Source organism: Vibrio nereis NBRC 15637 (assembly GCF_001591105.1).
Lineage (GTDB): Bacteria > Pseudomonadota > Gammaproteobacteria > Enterobacterales > Vibrionaceae > Vibrio > Vibrio nereis.
The window spans coordinates 1-23,448 of sequence record NZ_BCUD01000007.1 but is presented as its reverse complement, the minus strand read 5'-3'; the positions used below and the strand labels follow the sequence as shown (position 1 = coordinate 23,448).

Annotated in this window: 22 protein-coding genes; 8 read left to right on the top strand and 14 right to left on the bottom strand. The window is 45.4% G+C overall.

Going from position 1 to position 23,448, the window contains the following annotated elements; genetic code table 11:
• Positions 1-1,848 carry a maltodextrin glucosidase gene (malZ, locus tag VNE01S_RS09305; RefSeq protein ID WP_053395077.1) on the top strand — a complete coding sequence of 616 codons (1,848 nt, stop codon included), beginning with the start codon at positions 1-3 and terminating at the stop codon, positions 1,846-1,848.
• A 192-nt stretch (positions 1,849-2,040) separates the two neighbouring features.
• On the top strand, positions 2,041-3,219 hold the full coding sequence (malE, locus tag VNE01S_RS09300) for a maltose/maltodextrin ABC transporter substrate-binding protein MalE (RefSeq protein ID WP_053395078.1): 1,179 nt from the start codon (positions 2,041-2,043) through the stop codon (positions 3,217-3,219).
• A gap of 39 nt (positions 3,220-3,258) precedes the next feature.
• On the opposite strand, the gene VNE01S_RS09295 is transcribed toward malE, so the two are convergent.
• Positions 3,259-4,155, bottom strand: a complete 897-nt coding sequence (locus VNE01S_RS09295) for a LysR family transcriptional regulator (protein WP_053395118.1) — start codon at positions 4,153-4,155, stop codon at positions 3,259-3,261.
• Positions 4,156-4,300: 145 nt separating this feature from the next.
• Here VNE01S_RS09295 and VNE01S_RS09290 point away from each other — a divergent pair, with 145 nt between their 5' ends.
• Positions 4,301-5,932: a glycoside hydrolase family 13 protein gene (locus VNE01S_RS09290; protein WP_053395079.1), complete on the top strand. Its 1,632-nt coding sequence runs from the start codon at positions 4,301-4,303 to the stop codon at positions 5,930-5,932.
• Between the two features lie 179 nt (positions 5,933-6,111).
• Here the strand turns inward: VNE01S_RS09290 and VNE01S_RS19775 are convergent, their stop codons facing one another.
• The 12 genes from VNE01S_RS19775 to VNE01S_RS09230 form a co-directional block, all read right to left on the bottom strand.
• Entirely contained in the window at positions 6,112-6,522 is a 411-nt protein-coding gene (locus tag VNE01S_RS19775; protein ID WP_053395080.1) for a DUF6559 family protein, read from the bottom strand.
• Positions 6,523-6,569: 47 nt separating this feature from the next.
• Positions 6,570-7,019, bottom strand: a complete 450-nt coding sequence (locus VNE01S_RS09280) for a hypothetical protein (RefSeq protein ID WP_053395081.1) — start codon at positions 7,017-7,019, stop codon at positions 6,570-6,572.
• Between the two features lie 118 nt (positions 7,020-7,137).
• On the bottom strand, positions 7,138-7,506 hold the full coding sequence (locus VNE01S_RS09275; RefSeq protein ID WP_053395082.1) for a VOC family protein: 369 nt from the start codon (positions 7,504-7,506) through the stop codon (positions 7,138-7,140).
• A gap of 110 nt (positions 7,507-7,616) precedes the next feature.
• Positions 7,617-8,282 (bottom strand): T3SS effector IpaJ family cysteine protease, encoded by a 666-nt coding sequence (locus VNE01S_RS09270; RefSeq protein ID WP_245649878.1) that lies wholly within the window; start codon positions 8,280-8,282, stop codon positions 7,617-7,619.
• Between the two features lie 122 nt (positions 8,283-8,404).
• Complete coding sequence (locus VNE01S_RS09265) at positions 8,405-10,114, bottom strand: hypothetical protein (protein WP_082331660.1); 1,710 nt, start codon at positions 10,112-10,114, stop codon at positions 8,405-8,407.
• A 254-nt stretch (positions 10,115-10,368) separates the two neighbouring features.
• Positions 10,369-11,160 (bottom strand): LytR/AlgR family response regulator transcription factor, encoded by a 792-nt coding sequence (locus VNE01S_RS09260; protein ID WP_053395084.1) that lies wholly within the window; start codon positions 11,158-11,160, stop codon positions 10,369-10,371.
• A 32-nt stretch (positions 11,161-11,192) separates the two neighbouring features.
• Entirely contained in the window at positions 11,193-12,221 is a 1,029-nt protein-coding gene (locus tag VNE01S_RS09255) for a sensor histidine kinase (RefSeq protein WP_053395085.1), read from the bottom strand.
• Positions 12,221-13,486 (bottom strand): hypothetical protein, encoded by a 1,266-nt coding sequence (locus tag VNE01S_RS09250; RefSeq protein ID WP_053395086.1) that lies wholly within the window; start codon positions 13,484-13,486, stop codon positions 12,221-12,223. The genes VNE01S_RS09255 and VNE01S_RS09250 overlap by 1 nt, the downstream gene beginning before the upstream one ends.
• A gap of 3 nt (positions 13,487-13,489) precedes the next feature.
• The gene (locus VNE01S_RS09245) at positions 13,490-14,221 is read right to left on the bottom strand and encodes an outer membrane lipoprotein-sorting protein (protein WP_053395087.1); all 732 of its coding nucleotides are present in this window, start codon (positions 14,219-14,221) and stop codon (positions 13,490-13,492) included.
• The gene (locus VNE01S_RS09240) at positions 14,214-15,473 is read right to left on the bottom strand and encodes an ABC transporter permease (RefSeq protein ID WP_053395088.1); all 1,260 of its coding nucleotides are present in this window, start codon (positions 15,471-15,473) and stop codon (positions 14,214-14,216) included. The genes VNE01S_RS09245 and VNE01S_RS09240 overlap by 8 nt, the downstream gene beginning before the upstream one ends.
• On the bottom strand, positions 15,461-16,144 hold the full coding sequence (locus VNE01S_RS09235) for an ABC transporter ATP-binding protein (RefSeq protein WP_053395089.1): 684 nt from the start codon (positions 16,142-16,144) through the stop codon (positions 15,461-15,463). The genes VNE01S_RS09240 and VNE01S_RS09235 overlap by 13 nt, the downstream gene beginning before the upstream one ends.
• A gap of 9 nt (positions 16,145-16,153) precedes the next feature.
• Positions 16,154-16,807: a hypothetical protein gene (locus VNE01S_RS09230; RefSeq protein ID WP_053395090.1), complete on the bottom strand. Its 654-nt coding sequence runs from the start codon at positions 16,805-16,807 to the stop codon at positions 16,154-16,156.
• A 228-nt stretch (positions 16,808-17,035) separates the two neighbouring features.
• Between VNE01S_RS09230 and VNE01S_RS09225 the strand changes: the two genes are divergently transcribed.
• The 4 genes from VNE01S_RS09225 to VNE01S_RS19585 all read left to right on the top strand — a co-directional run bounded on the left by VNE01S_RS09225 (position 17,036) and on the right by VNE01S_RS19585 (position 19,866).
• A complete protein-coding gene (locus tag VNE01S_RS09225; RefSeq protein WP_053395091.1) occupies positions 17,036-17,284 on the top strand; it encodes a hypothetical protein in 249 nt (82 codons plus the stop codon).
• 254 nt (positions 17,285-17,538) lie between these two features.
• Positions 17,539-18,846 (top strand): guanine deaminase, encoded by a 1,308-nt coding sequence (gene guaD, locus VNE01S_RS09220; protein WP_053395092.1) that lies wholly within the window; start codon positions 17,539-17,541, stop codon positions 18,844-18,846.
• Between the two features lie 402 nt (positions 18,847-19,248).
• The gene (cspE, locus tag VNE01S_RS09215) at positions 19,249-19,449 is read left to right on the top strand and encodes a transcription antiterminator/RNA stability regulator CspE (RefSeq protein ID WP_174522331.1); all 201 of its coding nucleotides are present in this window, start codon (positions 19,249-19,251) and stop codon (positions 19,447-19,449) included.
• 207 nt (positions 19,450-19,656) lie between these two features.
• Positions 19,657-19,866, top strand: a complete 210-nt coding sequence (locus tag VNE01S_RS19585; protein WP_082331661.1) for a hypothetical protein — start codon at positions 19,657-19,659, stop codon at positions 19,864-19,866.
• 232 nt (positions 19,867-20,098) lie between these two features.
• Here the strand turns inward: VNE01S_RS19585 and VNE01S_RS09210 are convergent, their stop codons facing one another.
• Positions 20,099-21,364 (bottom strand): RidA family protein, encoded by a 1,266-nt coding sequence (locus tag VNE01S_RS09210; protein WP_053395094.1) that lies wholly within the window; start codon positions 21,362-21,364, stop codon positions 20,099-20,101.
• Positions 21,365-21,978: 614 nt separating this feature from the next.
• Here VNE01S_RS09210 and trpB point away from each other — a divergent pair.
• Positions 21,979-23,178: a tryptophan synthase subunit beta gene (gene trpB / locus VNE01S_RS09205; RefSeq protein ID WP_217998400.1), complete on the top strand. Its 1,200-nt coding sequence runs from the start codon at positions 21,979-21,981 to the stop codon at positions 23,176-23,178.
• Positions 23,179-23,448 lie beyond the last annotated feature (270 nt).

The following is a 23,448-nucleotide window of genomic DNA, read 5'->3' as shown; positions in this document are numbered from 1 at the left end:
ATGACTTTACCGTTTATCTTCCATGGACAAACACCGGAGTGGGTAACCCATAACGGTGCTCACTTAAAGCTCAAACTTGCGGTAGAAAAAGGTGTGCCATTGAGCAAAGTGATGGTGCGTCACGAGCCCGATAACGAAGAATATTTGGTGGAGATGACGCCAAGCGGTAGCACTGATCATCTCGACTACTACTGCGCGACCGTTCCGCTCAATACGGACCGCGATGTGACACATTATGTCTTTAAGTTGCTGACCGAAAGTGCGCAATACTGGCTTGATGCTAAGGGCGTAAGCAAGCGCGCTCCAGCTAAAGAGGTGCATTTCAAGTTCAACGCCAACCACCAGCCGCCAGAATGGGTGTGTGAACAAGTGTTCTACCAGATCTTCCCGGACCGTTTTTGTAACGGCAAACCCGAGATCAGTGTGAAAGATGGCGAGTACCTTGTCTCGGCAGGTACGAAGCCCGTCAAAGCCAAACAGTGGGGAGAGGCCGTGGATACCAGCGGCCAAAACGGTGGATGTGAGTTCTACGGCGGCGATCTATATGGCGTAGAGAAGCAGCTCGACTACTTGCAAGAGTTAGGAGTGACTGCGCTGTATTTCAATCCGATTTTCACCGCACCAAGCAATCACAAGTACGACACATCCAACTACACACAAGTAGACCCGCACCTTGGTAGCAACGAACATTTCGCCCACTTATGTGAACAAATCCACCAGCGCGATATGAAAGTAATGCTGGATGCGGTGTTTAATCACACCTCTACCGAGCACCCTTGGTTTAATTTACAAGGTTTACACGAAGGGATTGGTGCGTATCAATCGCCGGACTCCCCCTATCGTGATTACTACTTTTTCGAAGGAGATAGCAACCAATACGTAAGCTGGAAAGGCTATCGTTCGCTGCCAGTATTGAACTTTGAAAACGCCGATGTCAGAAACTACATCTACCAAGGTGAACACGCGGTGATCAAACATTGGCTGAAACCGCCCTATTTGATTGACGGTTGGCGTTTTGATGTGATTCATATGCTCGGTGAAGGTGAAGGGGCTAAAAACAACGCGCATTACGTGAAAGCTTTTCGAAATGCCGCGAAGCAGATAAACCCCGACTGCTATGTGCTGGGTGAACACTTCTTTGAAGCCACACAATGGCTGCAAGGTGACCAAGAAGATGGCTCCATGAACTATTACGGCTTTGCGCACCCTGTGAGGGCATTACTGGCAAAGCTCGATATCGCGTTTGACCCGATTGATATTTCCGTCACGGAGTTTTTAGACTGGCAGGCAGAGGCTCGTGCCAAAGTCCCTTGGGCCAATCAACTGTCGCAATTAAACCAACTTGATAGCCACGACACAGCCCGATTTTTAGAACTGGTGCAACACGATCCAAGGCTATTCTCACTCGCGGCCACCTTGCTAATGAGCTATGTCGGAACGCCTTGTATTTACTACGGCACTGAGCTAGGCATGATGGGCAGCCATGACCCAGACAATCGTCGCTGCATGCCCTGGCAAGAAGCAGAGACAAGCCCTTATCTCCCGTTCTTTAAACAGCTCATTTCCACCCGCAAGCAAAGTCTCGCCTTACAGTGTGGCGATTACATTCCGTTGTATCACGATGACCACTGTTTTGTGTTTGCACGCCAATACCAAGATGATCGTGTAATTTGTGCGTTCAATCTTGCCAACCAAGAAAAAGAGGTTGCAATCGAAACGTGGAAAATGGGCGTAAATTCGGCAGACTTTCTCAACCCATTGAGCAGCGACACCGCCTCAGCAAGCAATGGAAAACTCACAATAACGCTTAAGCCTATTCACGGTGTGTTATACCGCCAAATTGGCTAACAGTATCAGTTCACATTAATCTATCTTGGTTTTTACGGCGCAATAGTTTTATTGCGCCGTTTTCTTTGATTATGAGCACATTTCACGCTCGTGATATAGCTTTCATCTATACAAGGTTTCTATCTAACTATTTTCACTACTGAATAAATAGCGATAGATTCATAGTCAATCTAACGACAAGGATTGATAACCATGAAAAAGCTCGTGAAACCTCTTTCTATCATCACACTTTCTGTTCTCGCAGCTAGCCCGGTTGCAGCCATGACAGAAGGTGAAATCACCATTTGGATCAACGGCGACAAAAGTTACGAAGGTCTGGCTGAGATCGGTAAACAATTTGAAGCAGACACAGGTGTGAAAGTAAACGTTCAGCACCCAGAATCTTTGGAAGCGCGTTTTGAGAAAGCAGCAGCTAAAGGTTTGGGTCCTGACATTATCTTCTGGGCTCACGACCGTTTTGGTGGTTATGCAGAAGCAGGTCTACTGAAAGAAGTTACGCCGAGCAAAGAGTTCAAAGATAAGTTGGTTGATTTCAGCTGGGACGCGGTAACAGTCAACGGCAAGCTAATGGGCTACCCAATGGCAATCGAAACGCCATCCCTTATCTACAACAAAGATCTACTTCCTGAACCACCAAAAACATGGGAAGAGTTGGCTGCAATTGACAAGAAAATGAAGGCGAAAGGCAAAACAGCCATCATGTGGGATGTGAAAAACGCCTACTTTACTTGGCCAATGATTTCGTCTGGCGGCGCCTACGCATTTGAAAAAATTGCAGGCGGTTACAATGGCAACAAGACTGGCGTAAACAACGAAGCGGGTGTGAAAGGCCTACAATTCCTTGTCGATATGGTGAACCAAGGTGTGGTTAATCCAGATGCGGATTACTCGGTAGCCGAAGCCTCGTTCAGCAAGGGCGAAGTGGCGATGACAATCAACGGCCCATGGTCTTGGGGCAACCTTGATAAAGTCGGCCTGAACTACGGCGTCGCAGAGCTACCAACACTCAATGGTGGTAAAGGCAATCCATTCGTGGGCGTTTTAAGTGCCGGCATCAACGCGGCAAGCCCGAACGGTGACTTAGCGGTTGAGTTCTTAGAGAACTACCTATTTGTCGATGACGCGCTCAAAACCATGAACGATGACAAACCACTTGGCGCGGTTACACTGAAATCGTTCCAGAAGATCCTAGAAAGTGATGAACGCATCAAAGCGACCATGACCAACGCGGAAAACGGTGAAATTATGCCAAACATCCCGCAAATGACCGCGTACTGGTTCGCAGAAGGCGCAGCGATTGATAACGCTATGCAAGGTAAACAAACGGTGAAAGACGCGCTGGATACAGCCGCGAAGCAAATCACCAAATAAACCCAAATTTTTCGATGTTCATATACCTTTTGCCAGGGGCTATCCCCTGGCTTTTTTTGTGATCAAATCAATCAATGCGGTAGTCGGTTCCGTCAGTGTGCCCACTTTGGTGTAAATACCTACCTGCCCAAGCTGCTCCTCATTTAGCCAAAGTTGCTCTAACCCTTCTTCACGCAATAGTTCAGCAATCTTCGACGTGTACGGCATGATCGCGTTGCTCATTTTGACCATATCAATACTGGCTGACAGTGAATCCAATTCATAAATCACACGCGTCTCTTGCGCCGCGACGGTAAATAACTCTGCGCCTTCCTCGGTCAACACGTCACCATGGCGCGCGTGATCCGGAGTCACTTTGAGTAGCGGATAGTCTTCCGCACGCTGTTCTAATTCGTCTTTTTTCAGCAATGGGTGATTAGGGCGAACGTACCAAGCTTCGCGCTCTTGAAAAAGTGGAATAAATCGCACACGGTAGCGATTGTTAATCCCATTGATTTCATGGCCGATGAACAGGTCGATATCGTCATTCACAAGGTGGTGCAACATAGACAGACCATTACCAAATTCAATGTGCATCGAGCTACTTGGGTAATGTTTGGCAAAGTCTTCGACCGCTTTCGCCGCAAAGCATTTCCACCATGCCTCGCCGACACCCAGCTTCACTTTACCGCCACTTCTGAGTTTCATGTCTGAAAGCTGATGGATCATTTGGGTGTGCTTTTCTTGTACCTCTTGCACATAACGAAAATAAACCCAACCATACTCTGTTAATTCGACCCCCTTAGATTTACGAATAAACAAATCCGTACCGAGCTGCTCCTCTAGCTTCTTGATCGCCGTGGTCAGTGAAGGCTGACTAATATAGAGCTTATCCGCCGCGGCCTTAATGCTGCCCTGACGAGCCACTTCGTAAAAATATCGGTATTGTTTATCCATCATCTATATCACCTTACTACCAAGAGCAAGGAGAGTACCGTTTGGTATTGATTTTTTCTATATCCAAATTCAAAGAATCAATTATTTTTGCCCGATTAAGTTCGCTATAGTCAACGCAGATTTGATTAGTAAGGTAGAAAAAACAATGGAAAAGCGTTGGTGGCATGACAGTGTGGTGTACCAAATTTACCCGCGTAGCTTCTGTGATTCAAACGGCGATGGGATTGGCGATCTGCAAGGTATTATCAGTAAATTAGATTACCTAAAAAACTTAGGCATCGACGTGATCTGGCTGTCACCAGTTTATCAATCACCAATGGATGATAACGGCTACGACATTTCTGACTACCAAGCGATTGCCCCTGAGTTTGGTACCATGGATGACATGCGCGAACTGCTCGACCAAGCCAATGCGCGCGGCATTCGCATTGTGATGGATTTGGTGGTCAATCACACCTCAGACGAACACCCTTGGTTTGTGGAAGCGAAGCAAAACCCAGACAGCGAATACCGCGATTTTTACATTTGGCGTGATGCGGGACCAAACGGCGAAGTACCAAGCGATATCGACTCCATTTTTGGCGGCAGTGCGTGGCAGTGGGATGAAGAGAACCAACAATACTTCTTCCACCTGTTTTCAAAAAGACAGCCAGATTTGAATTGGGAAAACCCCGCAGTTCACAACAAAGTGTTCGAGATGATGAACTGGTGGATTGACCAAGGCATCGGCGGCTTCCGCTTAGACGTGATTGATTTGATTGGCAAGGAAATCGACAAAGGCATTACTGGTAACGGTGATCGCCTGCATCCGCTGCTACAAAAAATGAACCAAGCCACCTTTGGTGACAAAGATCTGCTGACCGTGGGCGAGACTTGGGGCGCAACCCCTGAAATCGCTAAGCTGTACAGCAACCCTGAGCGCAATGAGCTTTCGATGGTGTTCCAGTTCGAACACATTACGCTCACATGGGAAAACGGTGATAAGTGGCAGCCGAAGCCGCTGGATTTAGTTGAATTCAAGCAAGTGCTGACCAAATGGCAGGTTGAGCTGAAAAACGAAGGCTGGAACTCGCTATTTTGGAACAACCATGACCTGCCACGCGTGGTGTCCAAATATGGCTGTGATAAAGAATATCGTATTAAGTCAGCGAAAATGCTCGCGACCACGTTGCACTTTATGAAAGGCACGCCTTACATTTACCAAGGCGAAGAGATCGGCATGACGAATGTTGCCTTTGAGTCCATCGAGCAGTACCAAGACATTGAAACACTCAACTTCTACAAAGTGAAAACCGGTTCTGGCGTCAGCCATGAGCACATGCTCAATGCGATTCATGAAAATGGCCGCGATAATGCGCGCACGCCAATGCACTGGAACCATGAAGCCCATGGTGGCTTTACCCAAGGTACACCGTGGATAGAAGTAAACCCTAATTATCCTGAGATCAACGTTGCCCAAGCATTAGATGATCAATATTCGATTTTCTACCATTACCAGCAGCTGATTGCGCTACGTAAAGCACATCCGGTGATCGTGTATGGTGATTTCATCCCACTGCTGGAGTCACATCCTCAAGTGTTTGCGTACGAAAGAAAAGACCAAGACGAGCACATCGTTGTGATCAACAACTTCAGTTCGGAAAGCATTGAGATTGAATTGCCATCTCACTTAGCAAACCAAGGCTGCACTAGTCTGATTGCGAACTATGAGGCGATCGAAACACTGAATACCGCCATGACGTTAAGACCTTATGAGTCGTTCGCGGTCAAGCTCTAACGGTTGAAAGCACTCTTACTCACAACGTTCATCGAAGCTTTCGTGATTAAGCTTCGATGAACTACCAAAACCGCACAAATATACACGATTAAACTAGAGTGCTTACCGCTACGAATTCAGGTCTACTCGAACTCGTTGCCCATATTTTCCAACACTTTCGTTTTGCACGTTTTACAAGGTTAAGCGCTCTTACCTATAAGTCCCCCCGAGCTATCACTACCGCCAAGCCCGCCGCCGCTATCGCAATTGCTTCCAGTATTCGATTCACTCTCTAATGCTGTAAAAGAAAAATCTGATTGCACGGCAAAGACCACTTGTGAAATATCCCGTCTCATTTGCGAATAGTCACAACCGACATCGGCTGATCTACATATCCGCGCAAACTCTTGGGGGGAACAATACATAGCGTAAGCATAGTAATCATTAGTTGATAGGTTCTGATTCGATCTACGTAACCTTTGTCGCCGAATGGCGCGATCGACTTGCAGCCGCGAATAGTATCTCTTTTTTCCATATCGCTTTTTTAAATCGGCTGGTAGCTTTTTCGCGAACCGTTTTATCTTTATGTTCTTAAAAAAACCGCTAAACATGGCAAGTTCTCTTCCGCGTCGTATAGAACATGAATGGCTCAGGTACGCTAAAGCGCTTTGACCTTTAGCTTGAATGAGTCAATCTGCTCGACTTGCTCTTCAACGAACGAACAAGTGGCCTCGATAAATGCCGACTCTTTGGCCTGGAGAATAAACAATTCGTTCTCGGCGACACAATTGCCGATAAACTTATCGTTTGTATCAAAAGCTGACGCCAATACTTCACGGGCATACTGCGGCTCGTCCGTTAAGTTCTGTTGCACAATCGCTAAACGTACATCAGTCCCCTCTACAAACACCTTTTCTAGAGTAAGACTATAGATGTTATTGAAACTTTCTAGGTAACTCACCGCTTTGTTATCAATTTCACTCTCCTGCAGTACATTGCCAAGCGAAGGCTCTACGAGTTGAGAATAGACAACTCCAAACACGATAACCGCTATAGAAAAACCCGTTCCCCATAGAAAGCCTTTCAGTACTTCACTTAATGTCTTCATATATTTCCTATGTACTCCATACGTCGTAGATTATTCGATACATTCGCAAAACCTTACACTGTCCCTTTATCAAACACATTGAAACCTCGGATCTAATTTTTGGTTTTGCTAGATTTAACTACATTGATACGGCTTCTATTTTGTTACCGTCTAAATCACGAACAAATGCAGCATAGTAGGTTTCACCATATTCTGGACGTAAGCCCGGTTTACCCTCACACGCCCAACCTAACTCAAGCGCTGCTGCGTAAAATTGCTCTACCGCATTTTTATTTGGGGCATTGAATGCTATATGGGTTCCATTACCCGCCGATGCTCTGTTTTCGCAAGGGCAACCAATCCAAAACTCGTAACGTTCCCCATATGCCGCAGCAACGTTCTCGATGTAATGTGTCCGTTGAATGGATAAAGTAGACAAGACTAAATCATAATGTTGAACTGCGGTTGCAACGTCAGCTACGCCAACAGAAACATGATTCAAAATCATCTGGGAGTCCTTTTTTGGTAAACGTAAATATGGGCCAATTTGTTAGAAACAAGCCCATTGCTCCAGTTACTGACTGAGGTCAAAACACTTGTAAAATGAGTCCTACTCACTTATTGGAGCACTCGGATTGAAACGCCTAACCACGTAGCACCTTCACGCTTGTTTGCGCTCTTATGCCAGTTTTCTATAAAACCCCAACCTTCGGGGCTGGCGTCATGGTGAGAGTCAAACCACTCACGTTGATCATTATTAAGTACGTAGTGAAGTGAGTTGTTTACAGATATAACTGAAATTAGCAATGTACCCGTTGGAGTGGAGGGATTCTGCCCTAAAACACGGACAGGGATACCGAGTGTTTCGAAAAGTTTAAACTCTGTCGGAAAGACCGATGTGAGATATTCGTATGTTTCATGGTCGCGAGTGACGACTTCACATTTCAACTCAAATAATCCCAAAACATACAGCATTGCGGCCAAAGAGTTGTAACCGGAGTCATCAATATATTCTGGATTTTCACCGGGGGTAATGATGCCCGTTATTTTATAAAGTTCTAAAGCTAACTCTATATTGTCATACTTGCTGTCCACACAAACCAGTGACCCACTAAACTCTCTTTCAGCAGGAGAGTATCGCCTAAATTCAACCGGCTTATTGAGTGGTAATTTTCCTAACGCGTGTAAACAAGCAACCACGCAGTAAGGACCACAATACAAACTTCCTTCCGGTTGCTTTATTTCCGGGAACACATTCATGATTTTCGTCTGGTCTTCAAGCATAAAAATCACACCTACACTCTGGATTAAAAAACACAAAGGTCGCTAGATGTCAGCAACCTTCGTGAATGGAATCAAAATTGGCCGTGTAAGAACGAACAATATCGATTAGGGCCCTGCCAAATTTAGCAACCTTTTGCTGGGCCTACTTGCTCCCAAACAGCAGCCTGTCCAGGAACATCACCCTTTGACCACCAGCGTGTTCGATATACATAACCGTTGTATTCGGCCTGTTCACCCGCTAGATAGGCGCGTTCCTCTGTCCATGGTAATTCAACCTCACTAACTAGTGTCCAAGGCCCAGAAAAACCCGGCTCTTGATTTTTATTCCACCATTTAGCTTGCCAAATTAGTCCCTGATAGCTGACCTTTTGATTCGTATAAATTTGGCCTTGCTGCCAAGCAGGGTAGTCAGCGGCTTGCGAATCTGTTCCACACTGATTCTGTTCAACCGTCACAGAGATGCTCTGCTCAGTAATATACTCACCATCATATAACTGAACATTAAATTGATACTCTCCTGGCTGAGTTGCACTTATGTTCCAAGTCAGTGGCTCCTCGCCATCCGTAACTTGCAAACCTGTAAATGGAGTCAACATTGCCGTCAATGGATCACCATCTGGGTCATAACTTGCGCTACCATCCAGTAAGAAAGTTTGTCCTACGTTAAGTTTGATCTCGGTGGTATTAAACACCGCCTCAGCAGGGCTACTTCCAGAGGCTTCAACTAACATCTCTTTCCAAGCATCAGCCTGCCCATCGCTGGCCATCCAAGACACCTGATAATTACCCGGCTTGGTGGCCTTAAGCTCATACAGCCCCGGTTCGACTGTTTTCACTTGTAACTGATCAGCTTCCAAAGACCAATCGAACGCCAAAGCATGTCCTTCAGGATCATAGCTATCACGTAAATCAACCAATACTGGTTCATTTACCTTTAGCGTTATAGGTAAATCGCTTACTTTTAAAACTGGTGCAAAATTACTTCTGACAGAGGCAAACGCTGCAAAGCCTACTGAATTAAAACCCTGCGATATCGTATTTTTTATTTGACCTGACTCGTCCAATAGATACACAACATCTGAGGTTGAGATCAGCAAATCACCTTGTTCATTGATATCGATATCAGCTAAATAAGTTTCAATTTCTTGGCGAGTTAATAAATTTCCACTGGCGTCATAGCGGTATAAATGTCCGTCTAGGCTTGCCATAAGAACTTCACCAGTTTGGGTAGCAGTAACTGCACGTGATGAAGAGGTGTGTCCAAGCTCAAGCTGTTTGACTCGCTTCATCGTTACCGGTTCAATAACGTCGAGAGCCCCATACCTATTATGCAACGCATAAAGTAAGCCATCGTTACCGACCGTGATATCAATGTAATCTCGGTCAGTAAAAAACGCTTGCGACTCACCTTTGTTTTCCAAGTCAAAGCGAACTATACCTTTACTCTCAGCATTATTTGTTTTCATATCCGTAAGATAGGCATAACGCCCTAATACAGCAATCCCTCCATAAGTCGTATTGTTTGCTGTACTTAATCCTTCGCTGTAATAGTGCGTGGTCTCTTCATCTTTTACTAATGCCAGCGAGGCATCAAACGTGCCGTAATACAGGGCTGTTCCATAGGGTGTATGGACTAAATCGCGTAAATACCCTGTGCTTTCGGAAAAAAAATGCTGTTGACTTGCTAACAACTGCCCTTGCTTGTCGTAATAATTTATACGATCTTCCGTTGTCGTTAGAATATGAGTCCCAGCTGGTAATTCATTCGCGAACGCCATATTCGCCGACAAAGCCGTTGAGGCCACCATGACCAAACTCGTAATTAATTTCATCCCTAGATCATCCCGATTGTAAGTTTCATCGAGAAACTCTAACACCCGAAATAACCGAAACTAGATCTAAATAAATGAGATTAGATTTTTTAGAGACCTATCATTATATTTTGAAATAGATAGTTTTGTAACGATTAGAATAAGGTTCCCCACTCCGAAAATATCCATTTTTCTTTGTAATCAATAGAGTTAAAAACGGATTTTAATCCTCTCGAATCTACCCTAGTTATTCACTTAACTTTCCTTGCAACCTTTCACCACATATTTGTGAATCGGCTCTGCATCGCTCGGCTAACGGGGAGTTTAGTGTCGCCCACCAGCGCGACCATTTTCCCGGTAAACTCTTTTTTCACCTTATCAATCGCCGACACATTAACAATAATCGAACGATGGATTTGCCAAAACAATTCAGGATTCAACTGCTTGATCAGCTCTTTAAGCGAGGTTCTCAAGAGATACTCCTGTTTCTCACCCAGTTCCATTCGAAGCAAAGAAACATACTTGTCTTCTGCTTTAAAGTAGAGCACTTCAGACGCGGGGATCATGTGGATCTCTTCGCCCCTGTTGGCGCGAATCCAGTGCAGATAAGACGGGGCTTTTTGCTCGGTAAGATGTTGAATTTGATCTAACAGTTGGCTGAGGTCTGGGGATGCAGTGGGGCTTTGTGGCTGCAGCCCTGCTTTGACTTTTTCGACACACTGCATCAAACGCGCTTCGGACACTGGTTTAAGTAAATAGTCAACCGCATTGGCCTCAAAGGCTTTGACGGCAAACTCGTCATACGCGGTGATAAACACCACTTTCGTACTCGCATGGCTTTGCGCTAACTTTTTGGCTACCGACATGCCATCCAACTCGGGCATTTTGATATCGAGAAAGGCAATGTCTGGCGTATGCTGCTCTATCAGCTTTAGCGCAACGTGGCCATTTTCAGCAGAAGCGATCACATCCAGCTCAGGCCAGACTTCACCCAATGCTTTGTTTAGGTGGTGACGCAATAAAGGCTCATCGTCTGCAATCAATGCGGTCATTGGCTCGCGATGCATACTCGTTTCTCCTCAATATACAAAATGGAACGTTACAGCACAGAACGCGCTATCGAAACTTTGGCAATCACACCACCTTGGGGGGCTTCTAGAAGGCTTAACGAGGCGTTGTTGCCGTACAGCGCTTTCAAACGTTCGCGGATATTAGCCAGCCCGATGCCATGACCAACATGCGCAGAGCCGCCATTAAACCCTAATCCATTGTCTTTTATTTCGATCAACAACTGATCTTGAGAAAGTTGCGCGCAAATATCCAAACACCCACCAGCGGCTTTGGGTTCAATTCCGTGTTGGATCGCATTTTCTACAAGTGGCTGCAAAATCAAAGGCGGCAAACTCAGCGGAGCATCTACCTGATTGTCGATGTGATAAGCCAAACGCTCACCTAAACGGATCTTCTGAATCGCCAAGTAAGCGTCCACTAAGTCTAGCTCCCCTTGTAAGGTGGTGTTCTCTTGACGGCTTCGAGTTAATGTTCCGCGCAGCAACTCGGTGAGTTTTTCTAGCATCAATTTGGCGCTTTTGCTGTCACTGTCGATCAGCACGCTAATATTTGCCAGCGTATTGAACAAAAAATGGGGCTCGATCTGGCTCTGCAGTTGCTTGAGTTGACCAAGCAGCAAGGCTTTTTCTTGTTCAGATTGAATACGTTTGGAACGTTCTAGCTGCTTTTGGGCGTTAATGCGCTGCTCGTGAGCATAGAAGTACAGAAAGCAGGTTGAGGTAAAAATAAGACCCAGCACAATAACCGGCTTCAACTGACTAAAATCTGCAAACCGATCGTATTGGCGCAACCAGTAATACGCATTCGCTGTACCAAACACCATGGAACAACAAATCGCAAACAGGTTAATGAGCCGAGGAGAGAAATCCTTCCGGAACCAAGCAATAATATGTGCGCTAAGTACCGCACTAATACCGTAGCCTAAACTGATTTTGAGGTGTTCGAGAAAAGCGCTATTCCAAATCGTTTGGGTAGAAAAGGCAATGACAACGCAAAAGAGCGAGGTAAACGCCAAACTTTTCAATCCATTGATAGCATGCTCTTGGAGTTCGGACATTAGAACCTACCTTTAAAATTTATAAAAATCATACTTTTATCTGACAACGTTGCATAGATTGAATCTTTATCGCCGCTCATAAACCGGAGCGCCATCTCGATATTGAATGAGGCATTGCCAGAATCATACGCTTGATAATCCAGCCATTGGGTGGCCACTACACCACCATCTTGCGGTGAATAAAGCAGATCCACTGTTGGTGTCAGGCGATTAAGCCAAGAGAGATGATTCGACCACTCCCAATGGCTCCAAGCATTGGTATCGAGTGTCCAATGAAACAGCACGTTGTGCTGCACAAGGTTGGCACTTTCAAGCCCCTGCGCATAAGAACGGGCTAACGCACGTGTCGAGTCCTGAGCGTTCAACATCTTTATACGTTCAAGCGCTTGATCCCACTGCGCTCGGCTCCAGCTGCGGCTGTCGTACCAATATTCAACAATAACGTAATTGCCGATTTCATTGGCCCAGTTCACCCCTAACAACACCTGATAACCATGATCTTGAGTGTCTAACGCTACTGGCTGATACCACTCATTTTGCTGATAAGTGACATATTGACGCTGGTAAAGCGCCGAGCTATGCACTGCCCAAGCAGGATTGAGCACCGAAACCAACGAAGTACCGACCAGCCCATGCCTGACGTTGTCATAGTACGCCAACACCTGCCACTCACTTTCACCCATGAGTGCATAGCGACGAAAACCCACCCCCGTTTGTTCCGTTGCTTCTTCTAGTTTACTGCCCGCTTGCTGAGTGGACGAAGAATCCGACACCACCAAGCTCCAGTCCCCTTGCATGTCAAAGTAAGAACCCATTACGGTCAGCGCCCCCTCTTCCACCTGAATACCGACTGGGTTGCGTCGATATGGTTTAAAAATATCTAAAGGACGATAGCCGTAGCCCACGCCCCAATCCAGCCTGAGCTTGCCTGCGGTGAGATCGACAGGCAGGTCAAAAAGCGTCGCTTCCCCTTGCCAGAACAGTTCTTGAACCACAAGCTCGCCTTCATACTCAGCCGCGCTGTCATTGCTCAGGATGTTGCTCCCTTTGGCTGCCAGTAAACCTGTCCAGTTGTATCCGCTGATTTCCACATCCAATAAGGCATCCAACGCTTGTGTGTCATGACGTGGAGGCTCTCCGAGTAAAGCAGAGCGCTGGTGCTGAATGGAGCTTGCACTCACCATCCAATCCCATTCAAAAGCAAGCTCTTGCGCGTTCAGACCGAATGCATAAAGACTGACTAACAACCCCCATAGATGCTTCATGCGTTACAACTCCGAGTCCAAATTACGCGTTAAATAAGCGGGGTTGTAGTACTTCTCTTCCAGCTCATACGGGGTGATTTGTTGGTAAGCGATCACGGTTTTCTTCGCGGGCTGAATCTTATCTAGCAACGTCATCGACACCACACGCGTTTGCCCGTCTCGTTCCCCTTGCTCAAAAATTGCTTGCTTAGCGAGCTTGCCAGAGCGCAAATAGAGATCCGCTTTCATGGGGAAGTCCGTTTTGGCATCCAGCCACAAATCGATACGCTCGTAACTCGCGCCTTGAGTCACAGACTCCAGGCGTAACTGGTTGGTTTGCTCAGATTGTTCCACCAACGTGGCCTGATAATCCTCACTCCAGGTCAGGGTAGATATATCGCCTACCGAGGCTTCCCCCAACAATTTCTGCATCGGCGTAATACGGATCGGACGACGGCTTTTCGGCATCAACAACCAATAGTTGTCGCCAAGCATAAGCATTTTTTGCCCCGCTTCCACTTGGGATTTGAACACCACCAAGGATTCGCGATTGGGTCTGGTGTAAGCGTGGTACTGGCGAGTTTTATCCAACTGGTCGTTTTCAAAGAGTGACACTTGCGATACAACCTTGGCCGCAAGGTGATCCTGACGATAGTTGTCTGCATTTTTCACCATCTGCTGAACGTCGTTGGCGTTCGCAGAAACACTGATGAACACAAGTAGAGTAAGCCCCATTTTTCTCAAGAAACTACACATAAGCCAATGCCTCGGTAATCGGTTTGTTCACGCCCTTGCGAGCAGAAAGCCAAGCGGCTGAAATACAAATTGCGATAACGCCCACAGCGCAAATCGCCAACAACTCAAACGAGAAGTACACATTCAGTGGGTAGCCATCACTTCGGCCCGGAGGGGGTGGCATTTGGATATCCACCACAAAAAGCAGCGCTGAGGTGGCCGCGCTGAGCAAACCGCCCACCAGCGCACCAATCAAGGCCAGCAAACCAGCTTCTCGCACAAATCCGTACACAATGTCAGAAGGGTAGGTACCAAGCGCCGAGAGCGTGCCGATTTCGCGTGTTCTTTCCGTCACCGACATCGTCATGGTGTTAAACAGTGCAACGAAAACCACCAGTGCCATCACCGCGCCCATAATGCCGAATATTCGGTCATAGAGGTCTTTCACCTTGGTATAGAAAAACGCTCTGTCCTGCCACGGCGTCAGCTCAATGGGTTGTTCAAGTGCAGCGTTTGACAATTGGTGCGATACCCAGCTTTGCACCTGAGCGGTCTTTTCAGTTTCAAACAAGAACACCGATAAGGTGCTGACTTTGCTGCTGACAAGCAGCTCCTGTGCGGATTGGATATGCAGGTACAGCTGACGCTTGTCCAATTCCGGCACGCCGGTCGAGTAAATACCGTGAACCTTAAAGTCAAACGCATTCAGTGCACCGCCGCTGGTGGTCGCTAAGAGCGTCACCCAACCTCCCACCTCCACTTTGAGGTTTTTTGCGAGCTCAACGCCTAACATCACTTCCGGTTCGGCAGAGTTATAGCGCGAGGAGTGGATACTCGATAGCGCTTTGCCTGCACGAACGTCCAGAAATGGCCCTTTCATATCAAATTCGCGGTCATTCACGCCGCTACCAACAAAAATCGTCGACTTACTGCCATTTGAAATCAGTCCGTTAAATTCGATTCGCGGCTGCACACCACGCACCTCCTCATTTGCCAGAATCAACCTTGAAATCGCTTGTGCATCCGACAAACCGTTTTCCAGTGGCGTATCTTCGTCTTGTTCGAAGAAACCTGGTTGGCTGACCGTAATGTGCCCGGTATCACGCGCGGTAGATTCTTTAAGTGAATCATAGGTATAGAGTCCAAAACCACCCGCGCAGGTCAGTGCAAACACTGCGATGGTAATGATAAAGACAGACAGCAGACTGCGGCGACGGTTTCTTAACAAATTGAGATACGCCACGCGTAGTGAAAGTGGTATTAACTTGCCCATTTCATCTGCCCCTTATGCATTTGCCCGTCCACCAGCTCAATGGTGCGGTCACACTGAACCGACATACGCGGATCGTGTGTGGCGACGATGAATGTGGTCCCCAATGAGTGACCCAGCGTTTTCATCAACTCAATCACTACGTTGGCTGTGTAGCTGTCTAAACTCGCGGTCGGTTCATCGGCGATCACCACCTGAGGATTGTGAACCAGCGCTCTGGCGATCGCGACACGCTGTTGCTGACCACCCGATAAATTATCCGGTCTGTGATCAGCAAACTCGGCTAATCCGACTTGCTCTAGAATGTCGTAGGCTTTCGCTCGCTGCTGAGCGAGGCTATCGCCGTTAAGCATCAGTGGGTAAGCAACGTTTTCCCATGCACTCATTACCGGAATAAGGTTGAAACGCTGAAAAACAAAGCCAAACTTCGAGCGGCGGTACTGGGCGGCGAGCCGCGGATTTTTGGGGTAAGGCGCGCCCGCTATTTCTACTCGGCCTTGGTAATCCATATCCAACAAACCGAGTACGTTCAGCAAAGTACTTTTCCCTGAACCCGAAGGTCCGCACAATGCCACCATCTCGCCTTGGGCAATTTCGCCATCCACACCTTTAAGTGCGGTTACCTTTTGTTGACCCAATTGGTACTCTTTGAAAATCTGAGAAAACGTAAGCATAACGCCACCTTAAGCTGCGGATTCAATCAAGTCTTTAGCTTGTTGGGTTAATGGATGTTGCGCATCTTGCTGAGCCATCGCTTCCTGCCATGCTTTCGCTTGCGGCATATCTTGTGCTCTGAGCGCGGCTTGAACTGCGTAGAAATACACCCAAGCCGTCGCTTCATAACTCTGTTGATGGAATGCCTCTTCCGCTAACAGCTCTAGAAAAAGGTCATAACCACGCTCGAAGTGATTAAACAGATCGGGCAGGGAGGTAAAAGTAGACGCGGCGATAGATCTCGCCAGATAAGACTCTGGCAAACCTTGACGTGTTTGCTGCTCTGTCAGCGGAGTATTGCAGGATGCTAATAAATCCAAACCTTTTGCTATGGTCGCGAGCCCTTTCTCCGTGTGCGCCATTTGATTCCAAGGCATCCACGCATCTCGACCCATCAATGTTTGTGTGCTGCCGAGATACACTAAGCTCAGCGGATCCACGCCTTGCTCGGTAATGTGCTTTTCAAACGATTGGTGGGCAACATCCACTAAAATCTTATCGCCTTCGGCAGCCTGATTGTAAACGTCAATCATTGCGTCACTCGGGATCGCCATGACCGGTGCACTAAGTAGACTCGCACTCAACAAACCCGCTGCAACCAACGCCAATGTGCATTTTTTCATCTTTCTGTTCCTCAACCTTGTTTCGATAGTGGAAGATTACCCACCAAATAAAATGAACGTGGGGGTTTGCGACGAACTGCCGTTAGCTGGAGTGAATGGTCAAATTAAGGTGTAAACGGTGAATGTATCAGCAGGCAATCACCCAACTGGTAGAATTAAAGGTATAGGAAAGTTAAAGTGCACCGAAAGATAACGGCACGACTGAGAACCAAAGTTAAGAGTAATGTGATGATTGATGACGATAAAGTAATTGATAACCTAGATGATCTTGAGGCGTTCCTGCTAAGCGTAGAAAACGGCTTGCTAGGACTGCAAAACGTCGCAGGTGTGGCGATGGCAACACAGAACACCACTGGCCGTCATTTTGTGGCAGTTTTGGATGACAAGCACCAGCTGTTGCTTGGTCGCTGGGTCACCGAGGAAGTGTTCCAAACCGGACAAGATTTGGTTCGTAACGGCCCAACACGTAAGCACTAAAATAAAGCCCGCAATTTAGCGGGTTTTGTCTCTGAGCATTTCGGTATCTCAATGAGCTGGATGGTCGGCGCCATGCTGGTTGTTTCATCTGGCCTGTTTGCATTTATCCCTGACAATTTGGAAGTCAAAGCGGCTTAAGCTCTGGAAAACACCCTATCCAATGGCTTTATCGAGAGAGGCAACACCGCAAACCTGAGTATTATCAGTTATATTCAATAGAGTGGTTAACGTAGCCTTAGTGTGGAGCAATAAAGATGCGATCAGAAATCACCGCTATTCGTTCGAGCATTCTTCACTTTATTGACGATCCTGCCAAAGTGGAGAATATAGCGGACTCTTATCAATATTGGCCTGATGGTTTGCTGGTCATCGAGAATAGCCACATCAAAATACTTAAGAGTTACGAAGAGTCTGACGCGGGTCTATACGCTCACATTGATGACCAACGCGGCAAACTCATTCTTCCCGGGTTTATTGATACTCACATACACTATCCACAAACTCAGATGATCGCAGCCTATGGCGAGCAATTATTGGAGTGGCTTGAAACCTACACCTTTCCTACCGAAAGGATGTTTCACGATAAAAACCACGCAAAAAACATCGCCACCTTTTTTATCAATGAGCTGCTAAAAAACGGGACAACCAGCGCATTAGTGTTTTGCACTGTACACCCGCAGTCTGTAGACGCATTATTTGAAGAGGCTGACAAACGAAATATGAGGATCATTGCGGGCAAAGTCATGATGGACAGAAATGCGCCCGAATATCTTCTCGACACTGCGCAATCTAGCTATGACGATAGCAAAGCGCTGATTGAGAAATGGCACGGCCGCAATAGATTGCAGTACGCGATCACACCAAGGTTTGCTCCTACGTCTACTCCTGAACAGCTAGCAATGGCTGGAAAACTCAAAGCAGAGTATCCCGATGTGTATGTGCATACACACCTGTCGGAGAACAAAAGTGAAGTTGAGTGGGTTAGCTCCCTGTTCCCAGAACGCGATAACTACTTTGATGTATACCAACATTTCGGCCTCGCTGGAGAAAAGTCCGTTTTTGCCCATTCCATTCATTTAACTGAGGACGAGTGGAATAGCATCGCACAGACCGATTCAGTAATTGCCTTCTGCCCCATTTCGAACCTCTTTTTAGGCAGTGGTCTGTTTAACTTCGGTAAAGCCGAACAAAAGGGAATTCGGGTCGGCCTAGGTACGGATATCGGCGCGGGCACCAGTTTCTCTCAGCTACAGACCTTAAACGAGGCATATAAAGTGGTGCACTTACAAGGAGATAAACTGTCTGCTTTTAAAGGGCTGTATCTTGCCACATTAGGAGGCGCGAGAGCGCTAAGTATAGCTGATAAGGTAGGCAACTTTACCAAAGGCAAAGAGGCGGACTTTGTCATACTCAACTGGTTTGCTACAGACTTGCAAAAGCTGCACAGCTTGTATTCACCAAACTTAGAAGACAGGTTGTTTGCGCTGCTTGTTTTGGGCGATGACCGCAACGTTGATGCCACATATGTTGCTGGTAAGCGCGTTTATCCAGCGCGCAGCTAAGCGAAAACGCCTGTTGGGTGACGAAGCTCCAAGTAATCAAGCCCAGATACTTTTCATCTTAGGTAATGAGAGAAGACCTCAAGAAAAATAAAAAATCAAATTACAATCAACAACTTAAGACAATAAGACAACTCAGAAAATAGTCTTAATGCCTATACAAGAATATTTTTATCCATGAAAAACTAAAAATAAACCTCGCCATAAGCTAATTTACGTGTATAGTGTACTCAGCTCTTACAAACGGGCTATTAGTGAAACAGTTAGTACAAGTCTTTTCTCAGTTAGCTTTCGATACCTTTCGTCTAGATCCTGCGATAACTTTTGTTAATAATATCCTAAAGTAGCCTTTGTTCGCAGTTCTATTATTTTTTAAATTTTTATTAAGGTATCCCTATGTCTAAAATGACTGGTTCAGTAAAATGGTTCAACGAAACTAAAGGTTTTGGCTTCATCACTCAAGATAACGGTGGCGCAGACGTATTCGTTCACTTCAACTCTATCGTTTCTGATGGCTTCAAAACTCTAGCTGAAGGCCAAAAAGTAAGCTTCGACGTTGAGCAAGGCAAAAAAGGCCCTCAAGCGTCAAACGTTACAGCTCTATAATTAAGCTTTAAAACGTTATAAGTATTTTAAGGTGTGGTGAGCTTTCACCGCACCTTTTCTATTTTGAATCTCATCTAAACCATTCCATTTAGCACCTCTCTACTCTTTATTCCCCAATTAGGTAAATTATGTCTCGAAGAACGAGCCGCCAGCGTTTCTGGTACAAAAAATCATGCGAAAAAAACTCACTAAGGAAATAACCACTCATTGTTTAATATAGAATTTTATTTAGAAAAAACCGACTCTCGATGGTCAGCAGAAATACACCAATTAAATAGTGATATTTTACAGCGCCATATCCTTCCTAAACTCCAATCCAATTTATATTCCATACACTTTGATTTTTGTGAAAAATCGATGAAAGGCGACATTTTGTCTAATGATGGTTTTAAGCTGGGAACCTTTGAAGTTAATTAAAATAAAAACATCTTATTTAACGCTACCTTGCTAGATAACCTACATATTTATTTAGATATAAATATGAGTTTATACGCCATTCGCTAATGACATTTCAACTTATTAACAAATACTCATGATGAAATAAAAATGGCAGGCGCTATAACTTGATAGATACTATATCTTTCAAGCCATAACTACCTGCCGGAAAATTAGATGTTTTCAGTGTGCGTGAGTACTATTCACACAATGGCTAAATACGTGGAGGTGTCCCTTCACCATTTGACATTACCACATCAATTTGAACAAGAGCATCCATAGGAATAGCAGAGACCCCTACAGTCGTTCTAGCTGGAAGTTCTTTTTCAAAGAAGTTAGCGTAAACTTGGTTAACGGCATCCAAATCTGCCATATCTTTAAGCTGCACATTTACCTTTACAATGTCATCCATCACATGGCCCACGCTTTCAACAATCGCTTTAATATTGTTTAAGCACTGTTCTGCTTGCTCTTTTACACCACCCTCAATCATGGCATTACTTTGCGGATCAATCGGTAACTGCGCTGCAATGTGGTTGTAATGAGAGAACGCTACCGTCTGAGTGTATAGTGGACTTAATGGCGCTTTATCTGTGTTGTTCGCTCTAATAACAATACCATGTCTGTCTTCCACTTCTTGCGGAGGTGTGCCATCACCATGAGACACAACAGCATCAATTTGCACTAACGCATCCATTGGCAAAGCTGATGCCGCAACAATGGATCGCGCTGGAACATAGGCTACTGTTCTTGCTATCGCTGAATCTGGGAAAAATGTTGTATAAACTTCGTTGACTGCATCGATATCAGCAAGGTCTTTCAAGAAGATATTGATTTTTACGATATCGTCAAAAGGTACATCGATACTTTCTAGAATAGTTTTAATGTTTCTTAAGCATTGTCCCGCTTGCTCTTTTACACCACCAGCAACAATGGCGCCGCTTTTAGGGTCAACAGGCAATTGAGCAGAAATGTTATTGTAGTGAGAGAAAGCAACTGTCTGAGTCGATACCGCGCTATGTGGTGCGCCTTCAGTGTTTCTTGCTAGTTTAATAAGATCGCAAGGCTCTTGGCACGGTGTGCCTTCGCCATTTGAGATGATCGCGTCAACCTGAATCAAAGCATCACTCATAGGCAGCGCATCAACAGCAACGACGGTACGAGTAGGAAAGTAATCTTTGAAGAACGTTGCGTAAACGTCATCAACCGCTTCAATATCAGAGATGTTTTTCAGGAATACATTAATTTTAACCACATCATCCATAACATGGTCGATACTTTCTACAATTGCTTTAATATTATCTAAACACTGTTTCGCTTGTTCTTTTATATCACCTACAACAATTTCATTTGTTTTAGGATCAATAGGTAACTGAGCCGAAATATTATTATAGTGAGAAAACGCTACTGTTTGTGTAGATACTGAATTCTTAGGTGCATTCTCGGTATTTCGAGAAACTTTGATGATACCGCCAGTCATGTCGATTATTATCCTTTTATAAAGTACAGAAATTTATATTTATCTTTAGGTTTTATAATTAAAAAAATCAATGAAGTGGCGAGATAGTAAGACAAACTTCATAAATTAAATGTGATAAAAATCAAAATACATTTTCACTACCAGAACTGGTTTTTAAGGATAATTAGTCACTTATCGACTAATTATCCGAAGTTTCTATCATAATCAGAAATATGTGGCCCTTTAATCTGTAATGATTCGCTATTTATGAATACATACCCAACAAACAAAGCAGCCATTTTTTGATTTTTAGCTCTGTAATGATAGGTTGTTCACAGTAAAACCCTCCAAATACGAAAAACCCTCTTATTTGTATGTTTTTTATGTCGTTAAAAGTGAATAAATTGTCCTAGAAAAATATCTAAGTACACGGCCTACACTCCTAACATGCTGATTTACATGTATACACTTAACTCCCATCAATCAGCCCACACGTGTATCAACCAACTAGTTCACTAGAACAAAAAGTATAATTTAGGCAACTGATCACACAATATTTTACCCAGTTTAGGTATAACTGAGCGATATACTCATTGACTAGGATGTAAATAATGAAGAACTCTTTTGACCACCCAATGCCCAACCAGGACGGATACTTTGGCGAATACGGTGGTAGCTTTGTTCCACCACAGCTGGAACAGATCATGCTCGAAATCAATGCCGCCTATGAAGAGTGCTGCAAAGACCCTGACTTTCAAACTGAGCTAGCACGTCTTTATAAACATTTTGTTGGACGCCCTAGCCCTATTTTTCATGCTGAGAACCTGTCGAATAAATACGGCGTAGACATCTTCCTTAAGCGAGAGGATCTCAACCACACTGGTGCACATAAGATCAACCACTGCCTTGGCGAAGCTATATTGGCCAAAAAAATGGGTAAAAAGAAACTGATCGCTGAAACTGGCGCAGGCCAACATGGCGTTGCTTTAGCTACTGCGGCTGCGCTTGTTGGTTTGGAGTGCGATATTTACATGGGTGAAGTGGATATTGCTAAAGAGCACCCAAATGTGGTCCGCATGCGAATTTTGGGCGCTAATGTGATTCCAGCAACACACGGAAGAAAGACACTGAAAGAAGCAGTCGACGCAGCTTTTGAAGCCTACCTGCAAGATCCTGAAACTCAGATATACGCTATCGGCTCTGTAGTTGGCCCGCACCCTTTCCCTAAAATGGTCCGTGATTTCCAATCCATCATTGGTAACGAGGCTCGTGTTCAATTCCAGGAGATGACTGGCACATTACCCGACAACCTAGTTGCTTGTGTTGGGGGTGGCTCAAACGCCATGGGCCTATTCAGCGCATTTCTAGACGATAAAGACGTTGCCATTCACGGTGTGGAGCCTGCTGGCCGCTCGTTAGAACAAGTGGGAGAGCATGCAGCAACACTGACCTTAGGTGAGCCTGGTGTGATGCATGGATTTAAGTCTTATATGCTAAAAGACGAACAAGGCGAGCCACAAGAAGTGTACTCCGTTGCTAGCGGGTTAGACTATCCGTCCGTTGGCCCACAACACAGCTACCTAAAAGATATCGGCCGCGTTAATTATGGCTCCATTACTGACGATGAAGCGATCGACGCTTTCTTTGAATTATCACGTCAAGAGGGGATCATCCCGGCGATCGAATCTTCTCATGCAGTTGCTTACGCCATCAAACTCGCGAAGCAAGGTGTAAACGGTTCTATCCTCGTCAACCTGTCTGGCCGTGGCGATAAAGATATTGATTTTGTTGTAGAAAACTACGGCACTAAATACGGCATCGAATCGCTACTCTAAACCGAATAATAAAAAGCCACCTGCTAACTTAGCAGGTGGCGACACAATTCAACCCTGTAATCGATTCTAGCTTTCACATAATAAGATGTTTCAAGCGATAGCCAGATTACCGCAATCACATTTTTAATGGCTTAACAACGTTATCCAAGCCTTGGATTTTTCGAACCAGGTACAGCTTTAGTAAATCCCCACTATCCAGACAGCTAGCTTTTTTATCGACTAATAAAAACAAATTCCTACGGGAGTTTCATTTATTGTTGTAACTCACAA